The organism is Streptomyces sp. NPDC052052, from assembly GCF_040680455.1.
In the GTDB taxonomy this organism is placed as follows: domain Bacteria; phylum Actinomycetota; class Actinomycetes; order Streptomycetales; family Streptomycetaceae; genus Streptomyces.
The window spans coordinates 25,012-42,758 of sequence record NZ_JBFAWU010000026.1 but is presented as its reverse complement, the minus strand read 5'-3'; the positions used below and the strand labels follow the sequence as shown (position 1 = coordinate 42,758).

Sequence of the window (17,747 nt, the reverse complement as noted above, 5' to 3'; positions counted from 1 at the left end):
GTCGTGGCCATGCCGGGCTGCTCGCAGCCCGGCATGGCCACGGCGAGTCAGCCGGCCGACTCCGCGCCGACGGGCTCCGCCGGAGTCACGGGTTCGACGCGTATGGAGGCGAAGGCATCGGACAGGAAACGGTCGAGCTCGGCCGAGTCGCCGGGGCCGACGACGCCGGCCAGCGGGATGTCGGTGTCCGCGTAGCTGAGCACCGTCTTGATCGGCTCGTCCTCGGTCCGCTGGCTCCACCGGTACACCAGCGGGCTCTCGCGGAACTCGTCCGCGCCCTCGATCCGGCAGTACTCGGCGCCCAGTTTGTGGCTCGGCCAGCAGAACCAGCCGTAGCGGGACCCGTCGGAATCGGGCCAGGTCAGGTCCTCGGCGGCCACGCCGCCGGTGACCATCTGCAGATACCGGGAGGGCAGGTGCACCCCGGTGGCGAGCTCGAAGGTGTCCACCACGTCCGCGCCGCCGAAGCGGGCGCCGACCTCCAGGAAGACCAGCCCGTCCGGGGTCTCGATGCCTTCGAGGTGGAAGAGGCTGGTGGTGATGTTGACGGCGGCGAGGCAGTCGGCGGTCCAGCGGCTCATTTCCGGGGTCATCTCGATCTGCACCGAGCCCAGCGGCGTGCCTTCCGCGTAGCCGAGGCAGGTGCCGACGTAGCGGCTGGCCTGGATCGCCATGGGCTTGCCGTCGATCAGCATGCCGTCCACGTGGATGATCGGGCCGGTGACGAACTCCTCGACCTCGAAGCCGTCCCGCTCGGGACCTTCGGGCACCACTCCGGCCTCGCGGACCGCCGTCAGGGCCTCGTCCGGCGTCGGGTAGATGTGGACGTTCATGCTCGCTGCGCCGTCCAGCGGCTTCAGCACCGTCTCGCCGGCCCAGGGGAGCCCCTCGGGGCCGGCCGCCAGGGCTTCGGGCAGGGACAGGAAGCGGGGGACCCGCAGACCAGCCGCGGCGACCATGGACTTCATGATCACCTTGTCGCGCCAGGGCAGGATGTCCTCCTCCCGGTCGCCGGGCACCCCGAGGGCGGCCCGCACCCGGGCGCCGGCGATCAGGTCGAACTCGGAGAGCGCGAGCACCATGTCGAAGGCGGGCAGCCCGTCGACCGCGGCCAGCACCTCCTCCGTGAGGTCACCGGTGTCGGGACGCTCGATGCGCGTGCAGCGGAGATCGGACGGGAGGGTGGCCAGCCGGTCCGCGGGGCCGACATAGGTGACGTCGTGGGCCGCGTGGTCAATTCCGGTCGCGTGCCGGATCATTTTGTCCGTGACTCGGTGCAGGATCAGGATGCGCATGATGGGTCCTCAGACGTGCGAGAAGCGGAATGAGCAGGACGCCGGCACAGACAGAGCCGATGACGGAACCCAGGGCGATGCTCTGGGGGCTGAAGGACTGCGTGAAGAGGGTGACCAGGAGTCCGGCCAGGGGCAGGGACAGCTGGTTCAGGAGAATGATGATGGCGATCGTCTTCGCGAAGTGCTCGCGCGGAATCCTCCTGACGCGTTCCGTGCGGATGACGACGTTGAAGAACCCGACGGTTCCGAGAAGCACCGCATAGCTCACCGCGTACTGCGTGAAGGTGTTCGCCAGACCCACTCCGATGCCGCCCAGGCAGATCAGGGAGTAGGACGTCATCAGGGCGACGAAAGGATTCAGCCGCTTCATCATCCTCGGGACGAAGAAGAACGTCACGATGCCGACGATTCCGGCCCCGGTGCTCAAAGCCCCGAAGTACCTGTCGGGTTGGCCGAAGACGCCCACGGTGGTGGCGGCGCTGGTGGCCATGCCGACGCCGACCATGAGATTGACCGTCATGGTCAGTCCGACCAGGCCGAGGATCGCGGGCAGCTTCAGCAGGGTCGTCACGCCATCGGCGATGCCGGTGGCCACCGAGCGGACCGTGGTGCGTTCTCCGGCGGGCACGGCGAGTGTCTCGGCGCGCAGCCAGCGCCTCAGCGAGAAGGTGTTGAGCGTGGTCAGGCCGTACACCACGCCGATGACCGCGAGGAGGCTGGTCGTCGGGAGCACCGAAGCGAGCAGTGCGGCCAGCACCGGGCCGATGACCTCGCTGGTCTGCTCCGTGCCCTGGATGATCGACTGCGCCCGGACCATCTGGTCCATGGGGACAAATCGAGGGAGCGTGGCCTCGAGGGCGATGTACGACTGAGCGCCGGCCACCGACATACCGGCGGCGAGCACGCACAGGATGATGAACTTCCCGTCAGGGATCAGGAATATCAGGGCGAACGCGGTGAGCCCGAGAGCTGAGCGGACGAAGTCCGAGCCGATGTACAGGACGTAGCTGCGTATTCGGTCCGCGAACACCCCGGCCACCGGAAGGAACAGCACCCGGGGCAGCCATTCGATCAGGAAGATCAGACCGGTCTGCGACGCGCTGCCGGTCATCTTGAAGGCCAGCAGCGGAATGGCGAACAGGAGGAACTGGTCCCCGAGTGCGGCCAGTCCGCGACCTCCCACGAAACGTGCCACCTGGGGGCCTGGCATGGAGGCGTGCGGCGGTGCGGGCGAATTGCCGCCCCCGTCCCCGTGGGGTGCTTCGGCCGTTTTCTTGCTCGCTTCGTGGCTCATGCTCCCCCGTCGTTCGTGCGTGTCACCGAGTCGCCTGGACCGTGCTCTCCGCAGCCGTGGTCAGCCGGAGGATGCACGCATTCCCGTGTCCGCGTTCCGAAATGCCGGGCGAGGCTCTCACTCGCAGGGTGGTGCCAGATTATAAGCACTCCGCAGTCGGCCGCAGGCCGTGCACCGGAATCGGTGATCCGTCCGCGGAGCAGCACGGGACCGGGGGGTGTGTCAATGTCCGAACACGCCTTGTTTGCGGGGGAGTTCGGAGCTAGCCTCCCAGACCGAACGACTCGGATGAGGCCCTGATCCGGCGCGTATTTCCCTGTGGGACTCGTCCAACGACCACTGAACGGGGGGGTATTGGTGGGGACGCGTACTGTTGCCGCACTTCTGGAGTTCGAGCGGAATGTCGTGCCCGCGGTCGACTCCCTGCGGGAGCTGCGGACCAGGCGCCGCGACGGAGCCGGGCAGGCGGACGGCGGCGCACCGGCCGTCTCCGAAGAGGAGATACGTTTCGCCGTCGATGCCGTCCTCACGGCCGTGGAGGGGCTGCGAGGCCTGATGCCCGAGGCGCAGATCGCCGCCACCTGCAAGGACCTGCGGGCCTGGCAGGAGGCGGGTTGCGAGGGCGTCCCGCACTTCGACAGCACCCGTGACACGGTGCCCGCCCCCGAGGACGGCGAGGCCGCCGCGTTCGTGGGACCGGTGACGCTCCCCAACAGCGACCGGCACGACGTCCGCATCGAGGCGTTCTCGGTGATCCGCGAGGACCCGGACAGCACACCCCGGCTCCAGGCGAACTACCCACACCCCAAAGCCGTCTTCCAGTCCACCCGGCTGCTGTCCGCCTCCCGCGGCCTGCGGGAGGGCAACTGCGTGGTCTTCTTCCCGGAGAACATCCCGGCCGCCACGCGCTGCACCGATCAGAACTTCGCCTGGTTCTTCTTCAACCGGCACACCGAGATCTACGCCCAGACCCTGGCGATCACGGAGCGGCTGTGCGGGCCCGGTTCGCCGTTCGCGGGCGAAAGGGAGCTCGTCTCGGCGGACGTGGACCCGGAGGACACCTACCAGGCGCGCTGCGTCTGGGGGTACATGCACGACTACTTCCACCACACCGGCCCGCGCCCCCTCGACCAGCATCTGGCCATCAAGACGACCTGGCGGCCCGGGCTCCTGGAGGAGCTCAAGGTCGACATGAAGTCGGCGATCGCCTGCTTCGAGGAAGATGTGCCGTACGGCCCGGTCGTGTTCGAGTACATCATCCTGGAACGCCTCTTCCGCTACCCGGCGCAGCCCGAACCGCTGCGCAACTTCGACGCCGGCACCGGCTTTGCCCTGGGCACCTGGCTCGCGTCGCAGGGGCTGTTCACCCAGGACGAGCAGGGGCGCCGCGCCCTGGGGCCGAAGGCCAGGATCGTGGAGTCGGTACGCGAACTCGTGGGCCTGATCGAGGAGATCGAACGCAACGAGGACGACGCGGCCTACAAGGCGGGTGCCGTGGACTTCCTCTTCGGGACGCTGCTCCGTCGCCCCGAGGCCGGATCCGACCGGTACGGCGGGCCCCTCGCGCCGCTCGGCCTGTGGGGTACCGAGGTCCATGTCTGAGCCGCGCAGCGCGCCGGAACGCGAGGCGATCCTCAAGGCCCCGGGCTTCTGCCGCTACTCCACCGGACACCTCGCCGTCGTCGACTGGGACGCGGACACCGGCTGGTCGGACCCGCGCGTCGAGTCCTGGTCCGACCTGGCGATGGACCCGGCCACGCTCGGACTCCATTACGGGCAGGCGGTGTTCGAGGGCCTGAAGGCCTTCAGAGCCGAGGACGGATCGGTGCACCTGTTCCGCCCCGAGGACCACGGAAGCCGACTGGCCCGGTCAGCCGCCAGGCTCGCGATGGCCGAGATGCCCCCCGCGCTGTTCGTACGGGCGTGCGCGGAGCTGGTCTCGGCCGACGAGGCGTGGGTGCCGGGCGGTTACGGGCAGAGTCTGTATCTGCGGCCGCTCCTCATCGCCACGGAACCCGACCTCGGGCTCCGGCCCGCCAGGCACTACCGGTGCGTGATCCTCGCCTACCCGGCAGACCCCTGCTTCGGGGCCGACTTCCGGCCGCTGTCGGTGACCACCGCGACCGAGACGGTACGTGCCGTGCGCGGCGGCACCGGCGAGTCCAAGTGCGCCGGCAACTACGCCGCCAGCCTGCTCACCCGTACCGAGGCGCAGGCCGCCGGATACGACGAGGTGCTGTGGCTCGACGGGCACGAACGGAGCCGGATCGAGGAGCTCAGCACCATGAACCTCTTCCTCGTCTGGCGCGACGGGGAGAAGCCCCGGGTGACGACCCCGCCGTGCGACGGGACCATCGTCCGAGGCCTGACCCGAGACTCGCTGCTGACCCTGGCCGAGGACCGCGGGATCGCGGCCGCCGAGGAGCACACCACGATCGACGCCGTCCGGGACGGCTTGCGCTCCGGCCGGCTGGCCGAGGTGTTCGCCTGTGGCACGGCCGGTGTCGTGGTCCCGGTGGGCCGGATCGGCATCGGGGGCGAGGACCTGACGGTGGGCGACGGAGGAGAGGGACCGATGACCGCAGCTCTGCGCAGCAGCCTGCTGGACGTCCAGCACAGACGTACGCCCGACGCGCACGGCTGGCTGCGGACCGTCCTGCGGGCCGACGAGAACGGGGGACGACGCGCATGAACGACCATCAGGCCACCTCGAAGGGCGACCGGGAGAGCGCCCTCTCGAGAGTCACCGTCATCCACACCCTGGGGCCCTCGGGCACCAACCTGGAGAAGGCCGCCCACCACTGGCTCGCGGAGCGGGGGATCACCGGCAAGGTGGTGCTCCACGACGAGGTGGAGGACGGCCTCGATGCGATGGCCTTCGACAGCACCGAGGCCATCCTCGCCTGCGCCGTCTACCCCCGGCTGCACGAACTCGTCTTCCAGAACCTGCACCGCCTGGAGATGGCCGACAGCTTCATTCTCAACACCCACGACATGGTGCTGGCCGGTCGCCCGGACCACACCACCGTGTCCACGATCGTCAGCCACCAGGCCCCCAGCAGTCTGGTCGCGGAGCGCGGCGAGATCACGCTGACCAGCAGCAACTCATGTGCCGCCGTGCTGTGCGCGGCCGGGCAGTACGACGCCTGCGTGACCACCGGACCCGCTGCGGCGGCCGAGGGACTGCGGCTGATCGAGAACTTCGGCCCGGTGCCGATGATCTTCACGCTGCACCTCGGCCGGACCCTCGGCGAAGGCGGCGGCGCGGGGAGCGGACGCGCATGCTGATCGTCGTCCAGCCCCTGTCGGCAGGGGTCCGGCTCACCGCCCGGGTGGTGGCCGCCGGCGTCCCGTGTCTCGTTCCCACCCAGTTCCCCGAACTGCTGCCGCCCGAGGTGCACTCCGGCGCGACCGTCGTCGACTGGCACCCCGACGCGGGGGTGCCCGGATTGCTCCGCCTGGTCGAGAAGGCCACTGCGGAGACCGGCACCGCCCCCACCGGGGTGATCGCCGGCTTCGAGTACGCGGTGCCGGAGGCCGCCGAACTGGCCCGGGCTCTCGGGCTGCCCGCGCTCGGCGCCGAGGCGGCCGAGGCCGTGCGGCAGAAGGACGTCATGCGGCGCCGGTGCGAGGAGCGCGGGGTCGCTTACCCGCGGTCGACAGCGGTCGGTCCCGAGGCGGCGGGCCCCTGCCCGCTGCCCTTCCCGGTCGTGGTCAAGCCTGTCGACTGCGGCGGCAGCCTGATGGTGAGCCTGTGCCGCGACGAGGAGGAGTACGCGCGGGCCTGCGCGGTCATCCACGACCCCGGCGAGGACGTGAAGTTCCACCCGAACCCGCGCCGGACCGCCATGGTCGAGGAGTACGTGGAGGGTCCCGAGTTCTCCCTCGACGGCTGGGTCGATGCCGACGGGCCGCACCTCGCGAGCGTCACCAGCAAGTTCCTCTCCGCCCCGCCGGACTTCTTCGAGATGGGCCACATCGCCACCGCGCCGGAGTGCTCGCCGCACGGCGAGGTCCTGGAGCGGTTCGCCCGCCAGGTCGTGGCCGCGTTCGACCTCACGGTCGGCCCGTTCCACATCGAGACCCGGATCGTCCGCGACCGCGGCCCCGTCCTGATCGAGGTCGGGGCCCGGCTCGCCGGCGACAACATCCCCGAACTGGTACTCGCCGGACCCGGCGTGGACCTGTGCGCCGCCACGGCGGATGCCGCGCGCGGGCTGACCCACGCCCCCGGCGCGCTGTCGCCGGTGAGCGCGGGTCTCGCGTTCGTCACCACCGGCCGGCCCGGCGTCTTCGCCGGAACGCTCCCCGGTGTCGAAGCCTTCACGCAGGCGGCCGAGTTCCGCGGCCTCCTGCCGGAAGCGGAACCGGGGGCGGTGCTCGACCCGGGCGACATTTTCAGCAATCGGGTCGCCCGTATCCACTTCGAGGGCGACCTTGACCGGGTCGAGCGCCTCGTCGCCTCGGTGCTCGCAGACGTGAGGGTCGACGTCGACGGCGTCGGCCACCAGGACAAGGAAGGTGCCTCCGCATGAGCAACGAACTGACCGTCATCCCCACGACCACCCCGCGCCCACGGCCCGAGGCGGACGGGGCAGCCGGGGCCGTCCTCACCGACCACGCGTTCTTCATGCGGACCGGCAAGCGGCGCAGCTGGCAGGGGCTGACCGTGGCGGACCGGGACGGCATCCCGGCGCTGCGGCCCACGGCCGCCGCCGTGCTCGCCGGGCAGACCGTCGTCGACGAGTTCGCCGCGTACCGGCTCACGGACGGCACGGTCGCCGTGTTCCGTCCCGACAGCTACATCAAGCGGCTGAACAACGGGGCCCGCCGGCTCGCGATGCCGCAGGTCGACTTCGACCGGGTGTGGAGCTCGATACGGGCGGTGATCGAGTTGGACGAGGGCTGGCTGCCGCAGGAGGCGGGCGCTTCGCTGCGGCTGCGCGCGGTGCTCGCCGCGGACGGCACGAAGCTGGCCGCCGGGCCCGCGGACGAATGCCTTTTCTACGTGCTCGGCTCGCTGCCGGCCGCTGCGGCGCCCAAGCCGCTGAAGGCCATGACGCTGGACGGGTACGGGCGGGCCTGGCCCGGCGGCACCGGTGACCTGAAGACGGCGGGTGGGCTGGCGGCGGGTGTGGTACCCGCCGAGGTCGCGGCCAACTACGGCAACGACCACGTGCTGTGGCTCGACGGCGAGGGCCGCTTCGTCCAGCAGATCGGCGAGCTGAACGCGTTCTTCGTGATCGACGGCGTGCTGACCACGCCCGCGCTCGACCGCACCGTGCTGCCCGGCGTCACCCGCGACTCCGTCGTGAAGCTGGCCCGGGACGCCGGGACCACCGTGGTCGAGCGGCCGGTGGAGCTCGCCGAGGTCCTGAAGGGCATCGCGGACGGCTCCGTCACCGAGTGCTTCGCCACCGGCACGGCCGCCGGGGTGGCACCGGTGGCCTCCCTCGGCCACCAGGGCGAGGAGTACCGGCTTACCTCGGAGGATGCCGGTCCGGTGACCGCCCGCTTCCGGGACCTGCTGGACGGCGTCCACCGGGGCGAGTCCGTCGACCGGTTCGGCTGGATGCGGCGAATCACCGAAGTGGCGCCCGTCCACGCCTGAGGGAGGAGAGAACCATGGCGTATGTCGTCACCGACGAATGCGTTGGCTGCAAGTACACGGACTGTGTGGATGTCTGCCCCGTGAGCTGTTTCCACGAGGGCCCCGAGATGCTCTACATCAACCCCGAGGAATGCATCGACTGCAACGCGTGCGTCTCCGAGTGCCCGCCCGAGGCGATCTGGGCGGACGTCGACCTGCCGGAAGACAAGTTCCAGTGGATGGAGATCAACGGCGAGATGAGCAACACATACCCGGTCATCTTCGAGAGCCGGGGCACCAAGGGCGAGCCCACCGAGGCCCCCGCCGAGCCCTCCAGCCAGCCTTCCTGACCCAAAGAGCGGGAGCCTAGGTCATGACGACTCACGTCGAGAACCCCTTCATGCTGGGCCTCGACTCGAACTTCTACTTGAAGGACGAGTTCGAGAGCCCCGAGAAACGCACCAACGTCACCTGGTTCTACCCGAAGATCTGCGGCTTCCAGGACTTCCTCGACTCCGAGGACAAGAAGGCGGAGTACTTCTCCTTCCTGGACCGCCAGTCCCACCCGGAGCAGACCGACATCCTGCTCTACTTCCACATCCCGTTCTGCGAGGCCTTCTGCAACTTCTGCGCCTGCTTCAAGGAGTCGGCGGCGAAGTACCAGGGTGAGCGGCAGAAGCGCTTCGTCCAGGCGATGGTCAAGGAGATCCAGCGCAACGCCCGCTCGAAGTACTTCCAGGGCACCAAGGTCAAGTACGTCCAGTTCGGGGGCGGTACGCCCTCCGCCCTGGAGCAGGAGTCGATGGCCACCATCCTGGAGGCCGTCCACCGCGAGTTCGACCTGAGCGAGGTCGACGGCATCTCCCTGGAAGGCAGCCCGCTCGGGCTGTCCCAGGACGGCTACATCGAGATGCTGAAGTCCCTCGGCATCACCCGCATCTCCTTCGGGGTGCAGACCCTCGACGAGGAGATCCGCCGCAAGCTCACCATCAAGGCCAGTGTCGAACAGGTCCACCAGACCGCCGAGAACATCCGTAAGGCCGGCATCCGCACCTTCGCCCTGGACCTCATGTACAACCTGCCGGGGCAGGACGACGAGGTCCTCGCCAAGGACCTGGCGGGCATCTGCGGCGAGCTGCGCCCCAGTTTCGTGCAGACGTACCGCTTCAACCAGTGGGAAGGCACCCGCCTCGACCAGCAGATCCGGGCGGGCAAGGTCGCGGACGTCAAGCCGTCGGGCGCCATCGAGCGGCAGCAGTACCGGCAGATCAAGGAGGGTCTGGCCGGGTACGGCTATGACAAGCAGCTCCTGATCAACTTCTTCACCCACCTGGACGACCCGGGCGAGATCGGCCTCAACCACGCCTGCGGCGGCAACGGCTACCGCGCCAGCTACACCCTCGGCATCGGCCCGGCCGCCGAGAACTACATGGGGGAGCGCAGCTACCGCAACCACACCGACGTCGATCGGTGGATGCGAGAGGTCGAGGAAGGCATCATCCCGATCGAGCAGGGCCGTATCTGCTCCGAGGACGAGGTCGAGAACAGGGTCATGGTCTTCTTCCCGGTCTTCGGCACCGCCCGCAAGGCCGATGTCGCCAACTTCGAGAAGTACCGCCGCGAGGTGGACTGGCTGGTCGCGGGCGGCTACGCGATCGAGACCGACGAGGAGCTGACCCTCACCGAGGACGGCCGGGAGAACGCCGGCAACATCGCCTTCCTCTTCTACTCGGACGAGGAGAAGGCCCGCGCTCGGCGCACGATGTACCTGTCCCTGAAGAACAAGCGCAACCCCTTCCACCAGGACGCGCAGAACATCCCGCGCACCCCGCTCTTCCTCCAGACCCGCCCGAAATCGGCGGAGGAGACTGCCAAGGAGACCGGCTCCGTGAAGAACGAGGGGAGCTGAACCACCGTGGGAAGCCACAAGACCCAGAAGGAGATCGAGGACGACCTCCGCGGGGTGATCGCCGATATCTTCCCCGGGCAGCAGGTCGAACTCGACTCCGACACCCCGCTGTTCAACGGCGGCCTGTCGCTCAACTCGACCCAGATGATCGAACTGACTCTGGCCTTCGAGACGTTCTACGACATCGAGCTCGAACCCGAGCTGCTGACGACGGAGAACTTCGCGACTCTGGGTTCCCTCGCCGGTCTCCTGGAGGAACTCCTCGAAGACGAGGTGTCCCCTGTCTGAGATCCGTTCGGACGTGCGCGTGGTGCTGATCCACGGGAACGCCGGAGCGAGCGTCGAGGGCATCTGGTTCCCGTACCTCAAGCGGGAACTGGAGGCCCTCGGCGCCGAGGTGGTGGCCGAGACCTTTCCCGACCCCATCAAGGGCCGGATGCGCTACTGGCTGCCCTACCTCAGCGACGTCATCCGCCCGGACGAGCGGACGGTCATCGTCGGCCACTCGTCCGGCGCGCTGGCCGCCTTCCGGTACGCCGAGAAGGCGCCGCTCCTCGGCACCTTCGCCGTCGCCGGCCATCACCACGACTGCGGATTCGAACTGGAGCGGCGCAGCGGCTTCTTCGACACCCCGTGGGACTGGGACGCCATCCGCGCCAACCAGTCGTTCATCGAGCAGTTCCACTCGGAGGACGATCCCTGGGTGCCCTTCGAGGTCGCCGAGGAGCTGCACGGGCTGACCGGGAGCACGTTCCACGCCATGCGCGGCATGGGTCACTTCGGCTCGTACGACCAGCAGATGGACACCTTCCCGGAGCTGCTGGCGGCGATCCGCCACCGTCTCGACGGGACTCACCCGGAGGAATGATGAGCGTCACATTCGCCGACGAGCTGCTGGAACGGCGGCGGGACAGCACGGCCACCGCCGTCGTGGACCTGCAGACCGGCGAGCAGGTGTCGTACCGGACTCTCACCCGCCGAGTCCAGGCCCTGACCGACCTGCTGGCCGGGCTCGGCGTGGGCCGGGGCGGGACCGTCGCCATGGTGATGGACAAGTCCGCCGCCTCGGTGGCCGTCATGTGGGCCGCGTTGCGGCTCGGCGCCCGCTACGTGCCGCTGGACGAGTCGCTGCCGGCGGCCCGCATCGCGCTGTTGCTCGGGAAGTGCGCGCCCACGGCCACCCTGGTCCAGCCCGCCTACCGCGAACTGCTCGACGGCGCGCCGACCGGGAAGGTGGTCACGGTCGGCGCGGACCCGGTGGACGCCGGCCCTGGCTGGAACCCGTCGGCCGAGGCCGAGCCCCGGCCGACCGGGGTGGCCGGCCGGAGCCCCGAGGACCACGCGTACGTCGTCTTCACCTCCGGCTCGACCGGCTCGCCCAAGGGCGTCGTGATCAGCCACCGGTCGATGTGCGCCCTGCTGGCCGGGGTACAGGAGACCGTCGGCTTCGAGGACGGCATGCGCTTCCTCAACGTGGCGCCGCTCTTCTTCGACGCCTCCGTCGTGGACCTGTGGTCGACGTTCCTGGTCGGCGGCACCGTCCATCTACTGCCCCGGCTGCGCATGCCCACCCAGGTCACCCGCGCGATCGAGGAGTGGCGGATCACCGACACGCTGCTGGTGCCGTCCGTGATCCGGATGCTGGTCGGCCGGTTCAGCGACGCCGGACGGCGCGACCTCGGCTCGCTGCGACGGCTGTGGTTCGGCGGCGAATCGTGCCCGGTCTCGGTCCTTGAGGCGTTCTCCGCCCTCGTACCGGGGCTGCGGTACGTGCACGGGTACGGGCCCACCGAGACCACGCACAGCGCCACGCTCTTTCTCACCGACGCCCCGGGCAAGGACGGCGAGGAGTTCCTGCCCATCGGCCATCCGCTGCCGGCCGTCGACGTCCTCGTCGTGGACGACGCACTGCGGCCGGTGGCCGACGGAGGAACCGGCGAACTGCTCGTCGGCGGGCCACAGGTGATGGTGGGTTACTGCGGCGAGCCGGAGCGCACCGCCCGCTCCGTGATCGAGCTTCCGGCCGGCTCAGGAAATCGGTACTACCGCTCGGGCGACTACGTGCGGCAGCGGCCGGGGGACGGGGCGCTGGTCTTCCTGGGGCGCCGCGACGACGCCCTGAAGATCAACGGCAACCTCGTCCACCTCTCCGAGGTGGAGGCCGCGACGCTGGCCGCGGCCGGGGTGACGGACTGCTGCGCGGTCCCGGTGGCGCACCCGCTGACCGGCCGGGCGATCACGCTCTTCGTCCTGGGCACGCGGGACGGCGACACGGGCTCGCGCGAGGAGGAGTTGCGTCGGGAGCTGGCGCTGCGGCTGCCCGACTACATGCTGCCGGCCAGGATCGAGTTCCTGGCCGACGGAGACGTGAGCCTGACGCCGTCCGGGAAGCTCGACCGCGCCCGGCTGCGGGAGGCCGCGGACGCGGCCGGAGACAGAACGGAGTTCCGGTGAGCGACGTGGAGGCGGCCCGCTTCGAGCGGTGCGGCGTGGTGACGGTCGTGCCCCGCTCAGCCGGCGGGCCGGCGCTCGGCGACGACCCCGCGCTGCTCCTGCGGCATGGGGTGCAGCCGTTCCTTCCGGCCCTCGGCACCGTGGACCGGCTGGCCGACGCGTATGCCCGCGAGGGCCTGGCCGTCGAGGCCCGCACCGAGGTGGGTCTCACCGTCTCGGGCGCCCCGGACCTGCTCGCGGAGGTCTTCGGCCACCCGGTGCGGCCGGTGCGGAACAAGTACATCCGGGACACCGTCCGCCACGAGTTCGCCGCCGCGGGCCCGCTCCGCTCCCGGCCGCACGCCGAGCTGGTCGCGGAGGTACGGGTGCCCCGGGCGGGTTTCGAGCTGGGCGCCGGAGCCCCGTCCGCGCCCCTGGCCACCCCGCCCCTGCCCCGCGACGCCCGCTATCTGCGGCTGCCCGAGGACGCGGTGCGCCTCGCGGGCGCCGGCCGGGCGCACGAGGCCGGGATCCGGGGCGACGGGGTCCGGGTGGTGATGGTCGACACGGGCCTGTACGACCACCCGCACCACCGCGCCCACGGCTACCGCATATCGGTCGTCCGCGCGCTGTCCGCCCTCGACCCCGCCGTGGACGAGCGCGGCCACGGCACCGCCATGTCCGCACTGCTGCTCGCGGTCGCCCCGGCGGCCGAGCTCACCATGGTCAAGATGGCCTGCGAGACTTTCTCCTTCCCGGTGGCTGCCTTCCAGCGGGCGGTGGAGCTGGCACCGGACGTCATCTCGTGCAGCTGGGGCACCCTGCGGGCCGAACCGCACCTCCACCTGGAGGTCGCCAACGCGGTGCGGCGCGGGATCACGGTCCTGTTCGCCGCCGGGAACGGCTCCACGGATCGGCGCACCGCCATGTTCCAGTCGGTGGCTACCCCGGGCGCGATCACCGTCGGCGGGGTCCACGTGACGCCGGACGGCCGCAGGCGCGCCGCCGACCTGGCGTCCAGCTACCGCTCGGACGTCTTCCCGGGCCGCCGGGTCCCCGACCTGTCCGGACCCTGCGGCATGCTGCCCAACGGCGACTACGTGGTGTTCCCGACCCAGCCGGGGTGCATGTTCGACCGCCGCAACAGCGCGTACGACAACACCGCCCCCGACGACGGCTGGCTGGTCTCCAGCGGGACGTCGGGGGCGACGGCCTATGCCGCCGGGATGGTGGCGCTCGCCGTGCAGCAGGGCATCGGCAAGGGCCGGGCGCTGACCACGGCGGACCTGGCGGACGCCTGTCTGCCGGTGACGGAGGGGCGGACCCTGACCGGCGACGACTGCGGCGGGGTCTGCCCGAACGACGCGGTGGGCCACGGCCTGCTCACTGCCCCGGCCTGACCCGGCCCGATCTGGCTGCGAGGACGTGCCCGCTCAGACGAGGCGCCGCATCCAGCCGTACTGGTCCTCGGCCCGCCCGAACTGGATGTCCACCAGGCGGCGGCGCAGCTGCATGGTGACCGAGTCCTCGGCGGCGGTGTCCGGGGCGGTCACCTCGCCGTCCTCCCAGACGAGGCGGCCGACGGGAGTGACGACGGCGCCGGTGCCGCAGGCGAACACCTCGCGGATCTCGCCGGTGCGGGCGCCCTCCTGCCACTCGCGGATGTCGACCTGCCGCTCCTCGACATCGAGGCCGAGTTCCTTGGCGAGGGTGAGGATGGAGGCCCGGGTGACGCCCTCCAGAATGGTGCCGAGCTCCGGAGTGATGAGACGGCCGTCGCGGGTGACGAAGTACAGGTTCATGCCGCCGAGTTCCTCGACGTAGCGCCCCTCGGTGGCGTCCAGGAAGCAGACCTGGTCGCAGCCGTGCTCGTCCGCCTCCAGCATCGGCGCGAGGCTGGCCGCGTAGTTGCCGCCGCACTTCGCCGCGCCGGTGCCGCCGCGCCCGGCCCGGGTGTACTGGCCGGAGAGCCAGATGGAGACGGGCTTCACGCCACCGGAGAAGTACGGGCCGACCGGCGAGGCGATGACCATGTACGTCACCTCGGCCGCGGGCCGCACCCCGAGGAACGGCTCGGAGGCGAACATGAACGGCCGCAGGTACAGGCTGTGTTCGTCCTGGGAGGGCACCCAGTCGCGGTCCGCGCACACCAGTTGGGTGACGGATTCGAGGAAGATGTCGACGGGCAGCTCGGGCAGGGCCAGACGGCGGGCCGAGCGGTTGAAGCGTTCGCCGTTGGCCTCGGGCCGGAAGGTCCACACCGAGCCGTCCGCGTGCCGGTAAGCCTTCATACCCTCGAAGATCTCCTGCGCGTAGTGCAGGACGGCGGCGGCCGGGTTCATGGGGATGGGGGCGAACGGCACGATCGCCGCGTCCCGCCAGCCGCCGTCCTTCGTCCACACGACGCGGGCCATGTGATCGGTGAAGTACTGGCCGAACCTGGGGTCCTGGAGGATCTCGGAGCGACGGGTGCGACTCACAGGTCTGGGGTTGGCCTCGATCGTGAACCGCACACTCATCGCGGGGACCCTTTCGCTTCCTTGGTGCATTGTCGGGTGGCGGCAGGCACCCTAGCCTGAGGGTGGTTGTGCAGCAAGGAGACGGGAACGCGGAGTGGGGCCCCACACGGTATGGACAGAAGGCCTGGTCGGCAGGCCAGTCCTGTGCATAGGGACGGACCTGGTGGACGTGGCCGACATGCGGGCCGTCCTGGCCCGGCAACCACGCTTCCGGACCAAGACGTTCACCGAGGCGGAGCGCGCCTACTGCGACATCCTCGGCGACCCGGCGGAGCGGTACGCGGTCCGGTTCGCGGCGAAGGAAGCGGTGCTGAAGGCCCTGGGGACCGGCCTCTCCGGCGCGGCCCTCACGGAGATCGAGGTCCGGCGGGCCCCGGGAGGGAAGCCCTCCCTCCTCCTCGTCGGCCGCGCGGCGGTACTCGCGGAAACGGTGGGCATCCACTCCTGGCTGATCAGCCTCACGCACACGGCCACACGGGCGCACGCCATGGTGGCGGGGGTCGGAGCCGAAAGCCCCTGGATGTCATCATCTTGATGATCTCCGGCAGCGAAGCAGAGTTGCGTGAGCGCTGCGTGAGCGGACGGGTTGGCACACGCCGGACTACGCGTCACGCTGATCAAGGTCGCATCCGTTGGTTGTGGGTTCGAGTCCCCCACGGCCTGCACCTCAGCCCCGGGTCGGAGCAGGTCCGACCTGGGGCTGTCCCCATCAGGCCGCCGGTTCGATGTTCTGGTTGGCGTGGAAGAAGTTCTGTGGGTCGTAGGTGCTCTTGATGGCCGCGAGACGGCCGTAGTGGTCGCGGTAGGTGGCCCGTACCCGGTCGGGGGCTTCGCCCGTGCCCATGAAGTTCACGTACGTGCCGCCCATGGAGTGCGGGTGCAGCTCCTCCCAGTAGTCCACGCACCACTGCCGCAGCCGCTCGGCGTTGTCCGGGTCCGGGTCGATGCCCGCGATGACGCCGGACCAGACCGCGTCCCGGTAGGCCCAGGCGGTGTCGTCGGGGCCCAGCCGGTGGGCGGCGCCGTCGACCGGGTAGAGGTGCGTGGTCGACAGGGCGGTGGGGAGGTTCTCGGCGTACTTCGCGTGGACGGCGACGGCGTCGTCGGTGATCCGGTCGAAGAGGTTGCCGCGCCAGTACCACTGCAGGCCGGCCGGGAGCAGTTCGTCGAACATGGCCTGCAGCGCGGGGTAGGGCAACGGGGTCGCGAAGCGGAAGGCGGGCGGGCCCAGGTCGTCCACGGGGCCCAGGGCGGTGCCGAGGAGTTCCGGGTCGCCGGTCCAGCACCACACGACACCGCACGTCTTCTGGCCGTGGATCTCCTCCGGGAACGGGGGAGCGGGCGGCACGGTGAGCGCGGCGAAGAAGCCGTTCAGGTCCTGGGGGGCGATCGGCAGGAACTCGCGGTACCAGCGCAGCAGGTCGGGTGTCCGGTCGACCGGCCAGAGCGTGAGGGCGAGGACCACGGTGTCCACCGGGTGCATCCGGAAGGTGAAGGAGGTGACGATGCCGAAGTTCCCGCCCCCGCCGCGCAGTGCCCAGAACAGGTCGGGGTGGGTGGTGTTGCTCGCCGTCACACAGGTGCCGTCCGCCAGGACCACGTCCGCGGAGAGCAGGTTGTCGGCCGTCAGGCCGTATCTGCGGGTGAGATGGCCGTGCCCGCCCCCCAGGGTGAGGCCGCCGACCCCGGTGGTCGACTGGATTCCGGCGGGTGTGGCCAGTTGGAAGGCGTGCGAGGCGTGGTCGAGGTCGTGGAGGGTGGCGCCGCCGCCGACCGTGGCCGTTCGCTCGGCGGGGTCGACGTGCACCCAGCGCATGGGCGACAGGTCGATGGTGACGCCGTCGTCCACCAGGCAGAGACCGGCGCCGCTGTGCCCGCCGCCGCGGACCGCGCACTCGAGGCCCTCGTCCCGGAGGAGAACGACGGCGGCCATCACGTCCGCCGCGTCCCGGCACCGCACCACGGCCGCCGGATACTTGTCGATCATGGCGTTGTAGATCGTGCGGGCGGACCGGTACTCCGGGTCCCGCGGGCCGATGACGGGCCCGCGCAGCGCGTCCCGCATCGTGTCCAGGGTCGTGCGCGTGGTGCCGTTCATGGCCTGCCCATCTCCCTGTTCACCGAGGGGGAAGCGCGCCCGGCCCAGCCAACCGGGCCGTCCTGCCGGACGGTCGGGTCGCCGCGGCGGGAACGGTTCAGACCAGGAGCTTCGTCTTCGCCCGCTGGTACTCCTCGTCCGTGAGGGCGCCCCTGTCCCTGAGCTCGGCGAGCCTCGTCAGGTCCTCGACGTGTCCGCCCTTCTTCGCGGCGCTCGCGTCGGGGGCGGCGGCTTCCCGTACGTATCTCCTGAAGGCCGCATCGCGTTGCTGCGCCTCTTCGATGTCCCGCTTCCCCATGGCCTTGCCGCGCACGATGACGTACAGCAGAACGCCGAGGTACGGCAGCACCAGGGCCACGATCAGCCAGCCCGCCTTGGCCCAGCCTCCGAGGTCGTCGCTGCGGAAGATGTCCGCGATGACCTTGAAGAGCAGGAACAGCCACATGATCCAGAGGAAGAACCAGAGCATGGTCCAGAAGAGGTTGAGCAGAGGGTAATTTTGCACGTCCGGCTCCTGGATCACCGCGAGTTCATCGCGTCGACCGACTGACTTATAAACCAGTCATACCACCGCATATCGTCCCTCGCTCGTCGCCCTCCGGAGGGTGG

At 70.2% G+C, this 17,747-nt stretch carries 17 protein-coding genes; 12 read left to right on the top strand and 5 right to left on the bottom strand.

Annotated features, from left to right (window positions below; all coding sequences use genetic code 11):
* Window positions 1-47: 47 nt before the first annotated feature.
* Both AB0L71_RS27040 and AB0L71_RS27035 read right to left on the bottom strand, forming a co-directional pair.
* On the bottom strand, window positions 48-1,295 hold the full coding sequence (locus AB0L71_RS27040; protein ID WP_365247708.1) for an ATP-grasp domain-containing protein: 1,248 nt from the start codon (window positions 1,293-1,295) through the stop codon (window positions 48-50).
* Window positions 1,234-2,478, bottom strand: coding sequence for an MFS transporter (locus tag AB0L71_RS27035; protein WP_365247706.1), 1,245 nt, complete (start codon window positions 2,476-2,478; stop codon window positions 1,234-1,236). Before AB0L71_RS27035 ends, AB0L71_RS27040 begins: the two co-directional genes overlap by 62 nt.
* Before the next feature lie 468 nt (window positions 2,479-2,946).
* Between AB0L71_RS27035 and AB0L71_RS27030 the strand changes: the two genes are divergently transcribed.
* Genes AB0L71_RS27030 through AB0L71_RS26980 form a run of 11 tightly spaced genes read left to right on the top strand, consistent with a single transcriptional unit; the run spans window position 2,947 to window position 13,921 of the window.
* The gene (locus tag AB0L71_RS27030) at window positions 2,947-4,191 is read left to right on the top strand and encodes a DUF6421 family protein (protein WP_365247704.1); all 1,245 of its coding nucleotides are present in this window, start codon (window positions 2,947-2,949) and stop codon (window positions 4,189-4,191) included.
* Entirely contained in the window at window positions 4,184-5,281 is a 1,098-nt protein-coding gene (locus AB0L71_RS27025) for a branched-chain amino acid aminotransferase (RefSeq protein WP_365247702.1), read from the top strand. The genes AB0L71_RS27030 and AB0L71_RS27025 overlap by 8 nt, the downstream gene beginning before the upstream one ends.
* Complete coding sequence (locus tag AB0L71_RS27020) at window positions 5,278-5,877, top strand: bacilysin biosynthesis protein BacA (protein ID WP_365247700.1); 600 nt, start codon at window positions 5,278-5,280, stop codon at window positions 5,875-5,877. Before AB0L71_RS27025 ends, AB0L71_RS27020 begins: the two co-directional genes overlap by 4 nt.
* The gene (locus AB0L71_RS27015) at window positions 5,871-7,124 is read left to right on the top strand and encodes an ATP-grasp domain-containing protein (RefSeq protein ID WP_365247698.1); all 1,254 of its coding nucleotides are present in this window, start codon (window positions 5,871-5,873) and stop codon (window positions 7,122-7,124) included. The genes AB0L71_RS27020 and AB0L71_RS27015 overlap by 7 nt, the downstream gene beginning before the upstream one ends.
* Entirely contained in the window at window positions 7,121-8,200 is a 1,080-nt protein-coding gene (locus AB0L71_RS27010) for an aminotransferase class IV (RefSeq protein ID WP_365247696.1), read from the top strand. Before AB0L71_RS27015 ends, AB0L71_RS27010 begins: the two co-directional genes overlap by 4 nt.
* A 14-nt stretch (window positions 8,201-8,214) precedes the next feature.
* Window positions 8,215-8,529, top strand: a complete 315-nt coding sequence (locus AB0L71_RS27005; protein WP_365247694.1) for a ferredoxin family protein — start codon at window positions 8,215-8,217, stop codon at window positions 8,527-8,529.
* 23 nt (window positions 8,530-8,552) lie between these two features.
* A complete protein-coding gene (locus AB0L71_RS27000) occupies window positions 8,553-10,088 on the top strand; it encodes a radical SAM protein (RefSeq protein ID WP_365247692.1) in 1,536 nt (511 codons plus the stop codon).
* A gap of 6 nt (window positions 10,089-10,094) precedes the next feature.
* Window positions 10,095-10,376: an acyl carrier protein gene (locus AB0L71_RS26995; RefSeq protein WP_365247690.1), complete on the top strand. Its 282-nt coding sequence runs from the start codon at window positions 10,095-10,097 to the stop codon at window positions 10,374-10,376.
* 19 nt (window positions 10,377-10,395) lie between these two features.
* Window positions 10,396-10,956, top strand: a complete 561-nt coding sequence (locus AB0L71_RS26990; protein ID WP_365247688.1) for an alpha/beta hydrolase — start codon at window positions 10,396-10,398, stop codon at window positions 10,954-10,956.
* A complete protein-coding gene (locus AB0L71_RS26985; protein ID WP_365247686.1) occupies window positions 10,956-12,542 on the top strand; it encodes an amino acid adenylation domain-containing protein in 1,587 nt (528 codons plus the stop codon). Before AB0L71_RS26990 ends, AB0L71_RS26985 begins: the two co-directional genes overlap by 1 nt.
* On the top strand, window positions 12,539-13,921 hold the full coding sequence (locus AB0L71_RS26980) for a S8 family serine peptidase (protein WP_365247684.1): 1,383 nt from the start codon (window positions 12,539-12,541) through the stop codon (window positions 13,919-13,921). Before AB0L71_RS26985 ends, AB0L71_RS26980 begins: the two co-directional genes overlap by 4 nt.
* A 33-nt stretch (window positions 13,922-13,954) precedes the next feature.
* On the opposite strand, the gene AB0L71_RS26975 is transcribed toward AB0L71_RS26980, so the two are convergent.
* Window positions 13,955-15,040 carry a branched-chain amino acid aminotransferase gene (locus AB0L71_RS26975; RefSeq protein WP_365247682.1) on the bottom strand — a complete coding sequence of 362 codons (1,086 nt, stop codon included), beginning with the start codon at window positions 15,038-15,040 and terminating at the stop codon, window positions 13,955-13,957.
* A gap of 94 nt (window positions 15,041-15,134) precedes the next feature.
* Here AB0L71_RS26975 and acpS point away from each other — a divergent pair, with 94 nt between their 5' ends.
* Window positions 15,135-15,575, top strand: coding sequence for a holo-ACP synthase (acpS, locus tag AB0L71_RS26970; protein ID WP_365247680.1), 441 nt, complete (start codon window positions 15,135-15,137; stop codon window positions 15,573-15,575).
* A 174-nt stretch (window positions 15,576-15,749) separates the two neighbouring features.
* Here acpS and AB0L71_RS26965 read toward each other — a convergent pair whose 3' ends face one another.
* Together AB0L71_RS26965 and AB0L71_RS26960 are read right to left on the bottom strand one after the other, a co-directional pair.
* Window positions 15,750-17,138 carry an FAD-binding oxidoreductase gene (locus AB0L71_RS26965; protein WP_365247678.1) on the bottom strand — a complete coding sequence of 463 codons (1,389 nt, stop codon included), beginning with the start codon at window positions 17,136-17,138 and terminating at the stop codon, window positions 15,750-15,752.
* A gap of 97 nt (window positions 17,139-17,235) precedes the next feature.
* Complete coding sequence (locus tag AB0L71_RS26960; RefSeq protein ID WP_365247676.1) at window positions 17,236-17,643, bottom strand: SHOCT domain-containing protein; 408 nt, start codon at window positions 17,641-17,643, stop codon at window positions 17,236-17,238.
* Window positions 17,644-17,747: the final 104 nt, after the last annotated feature.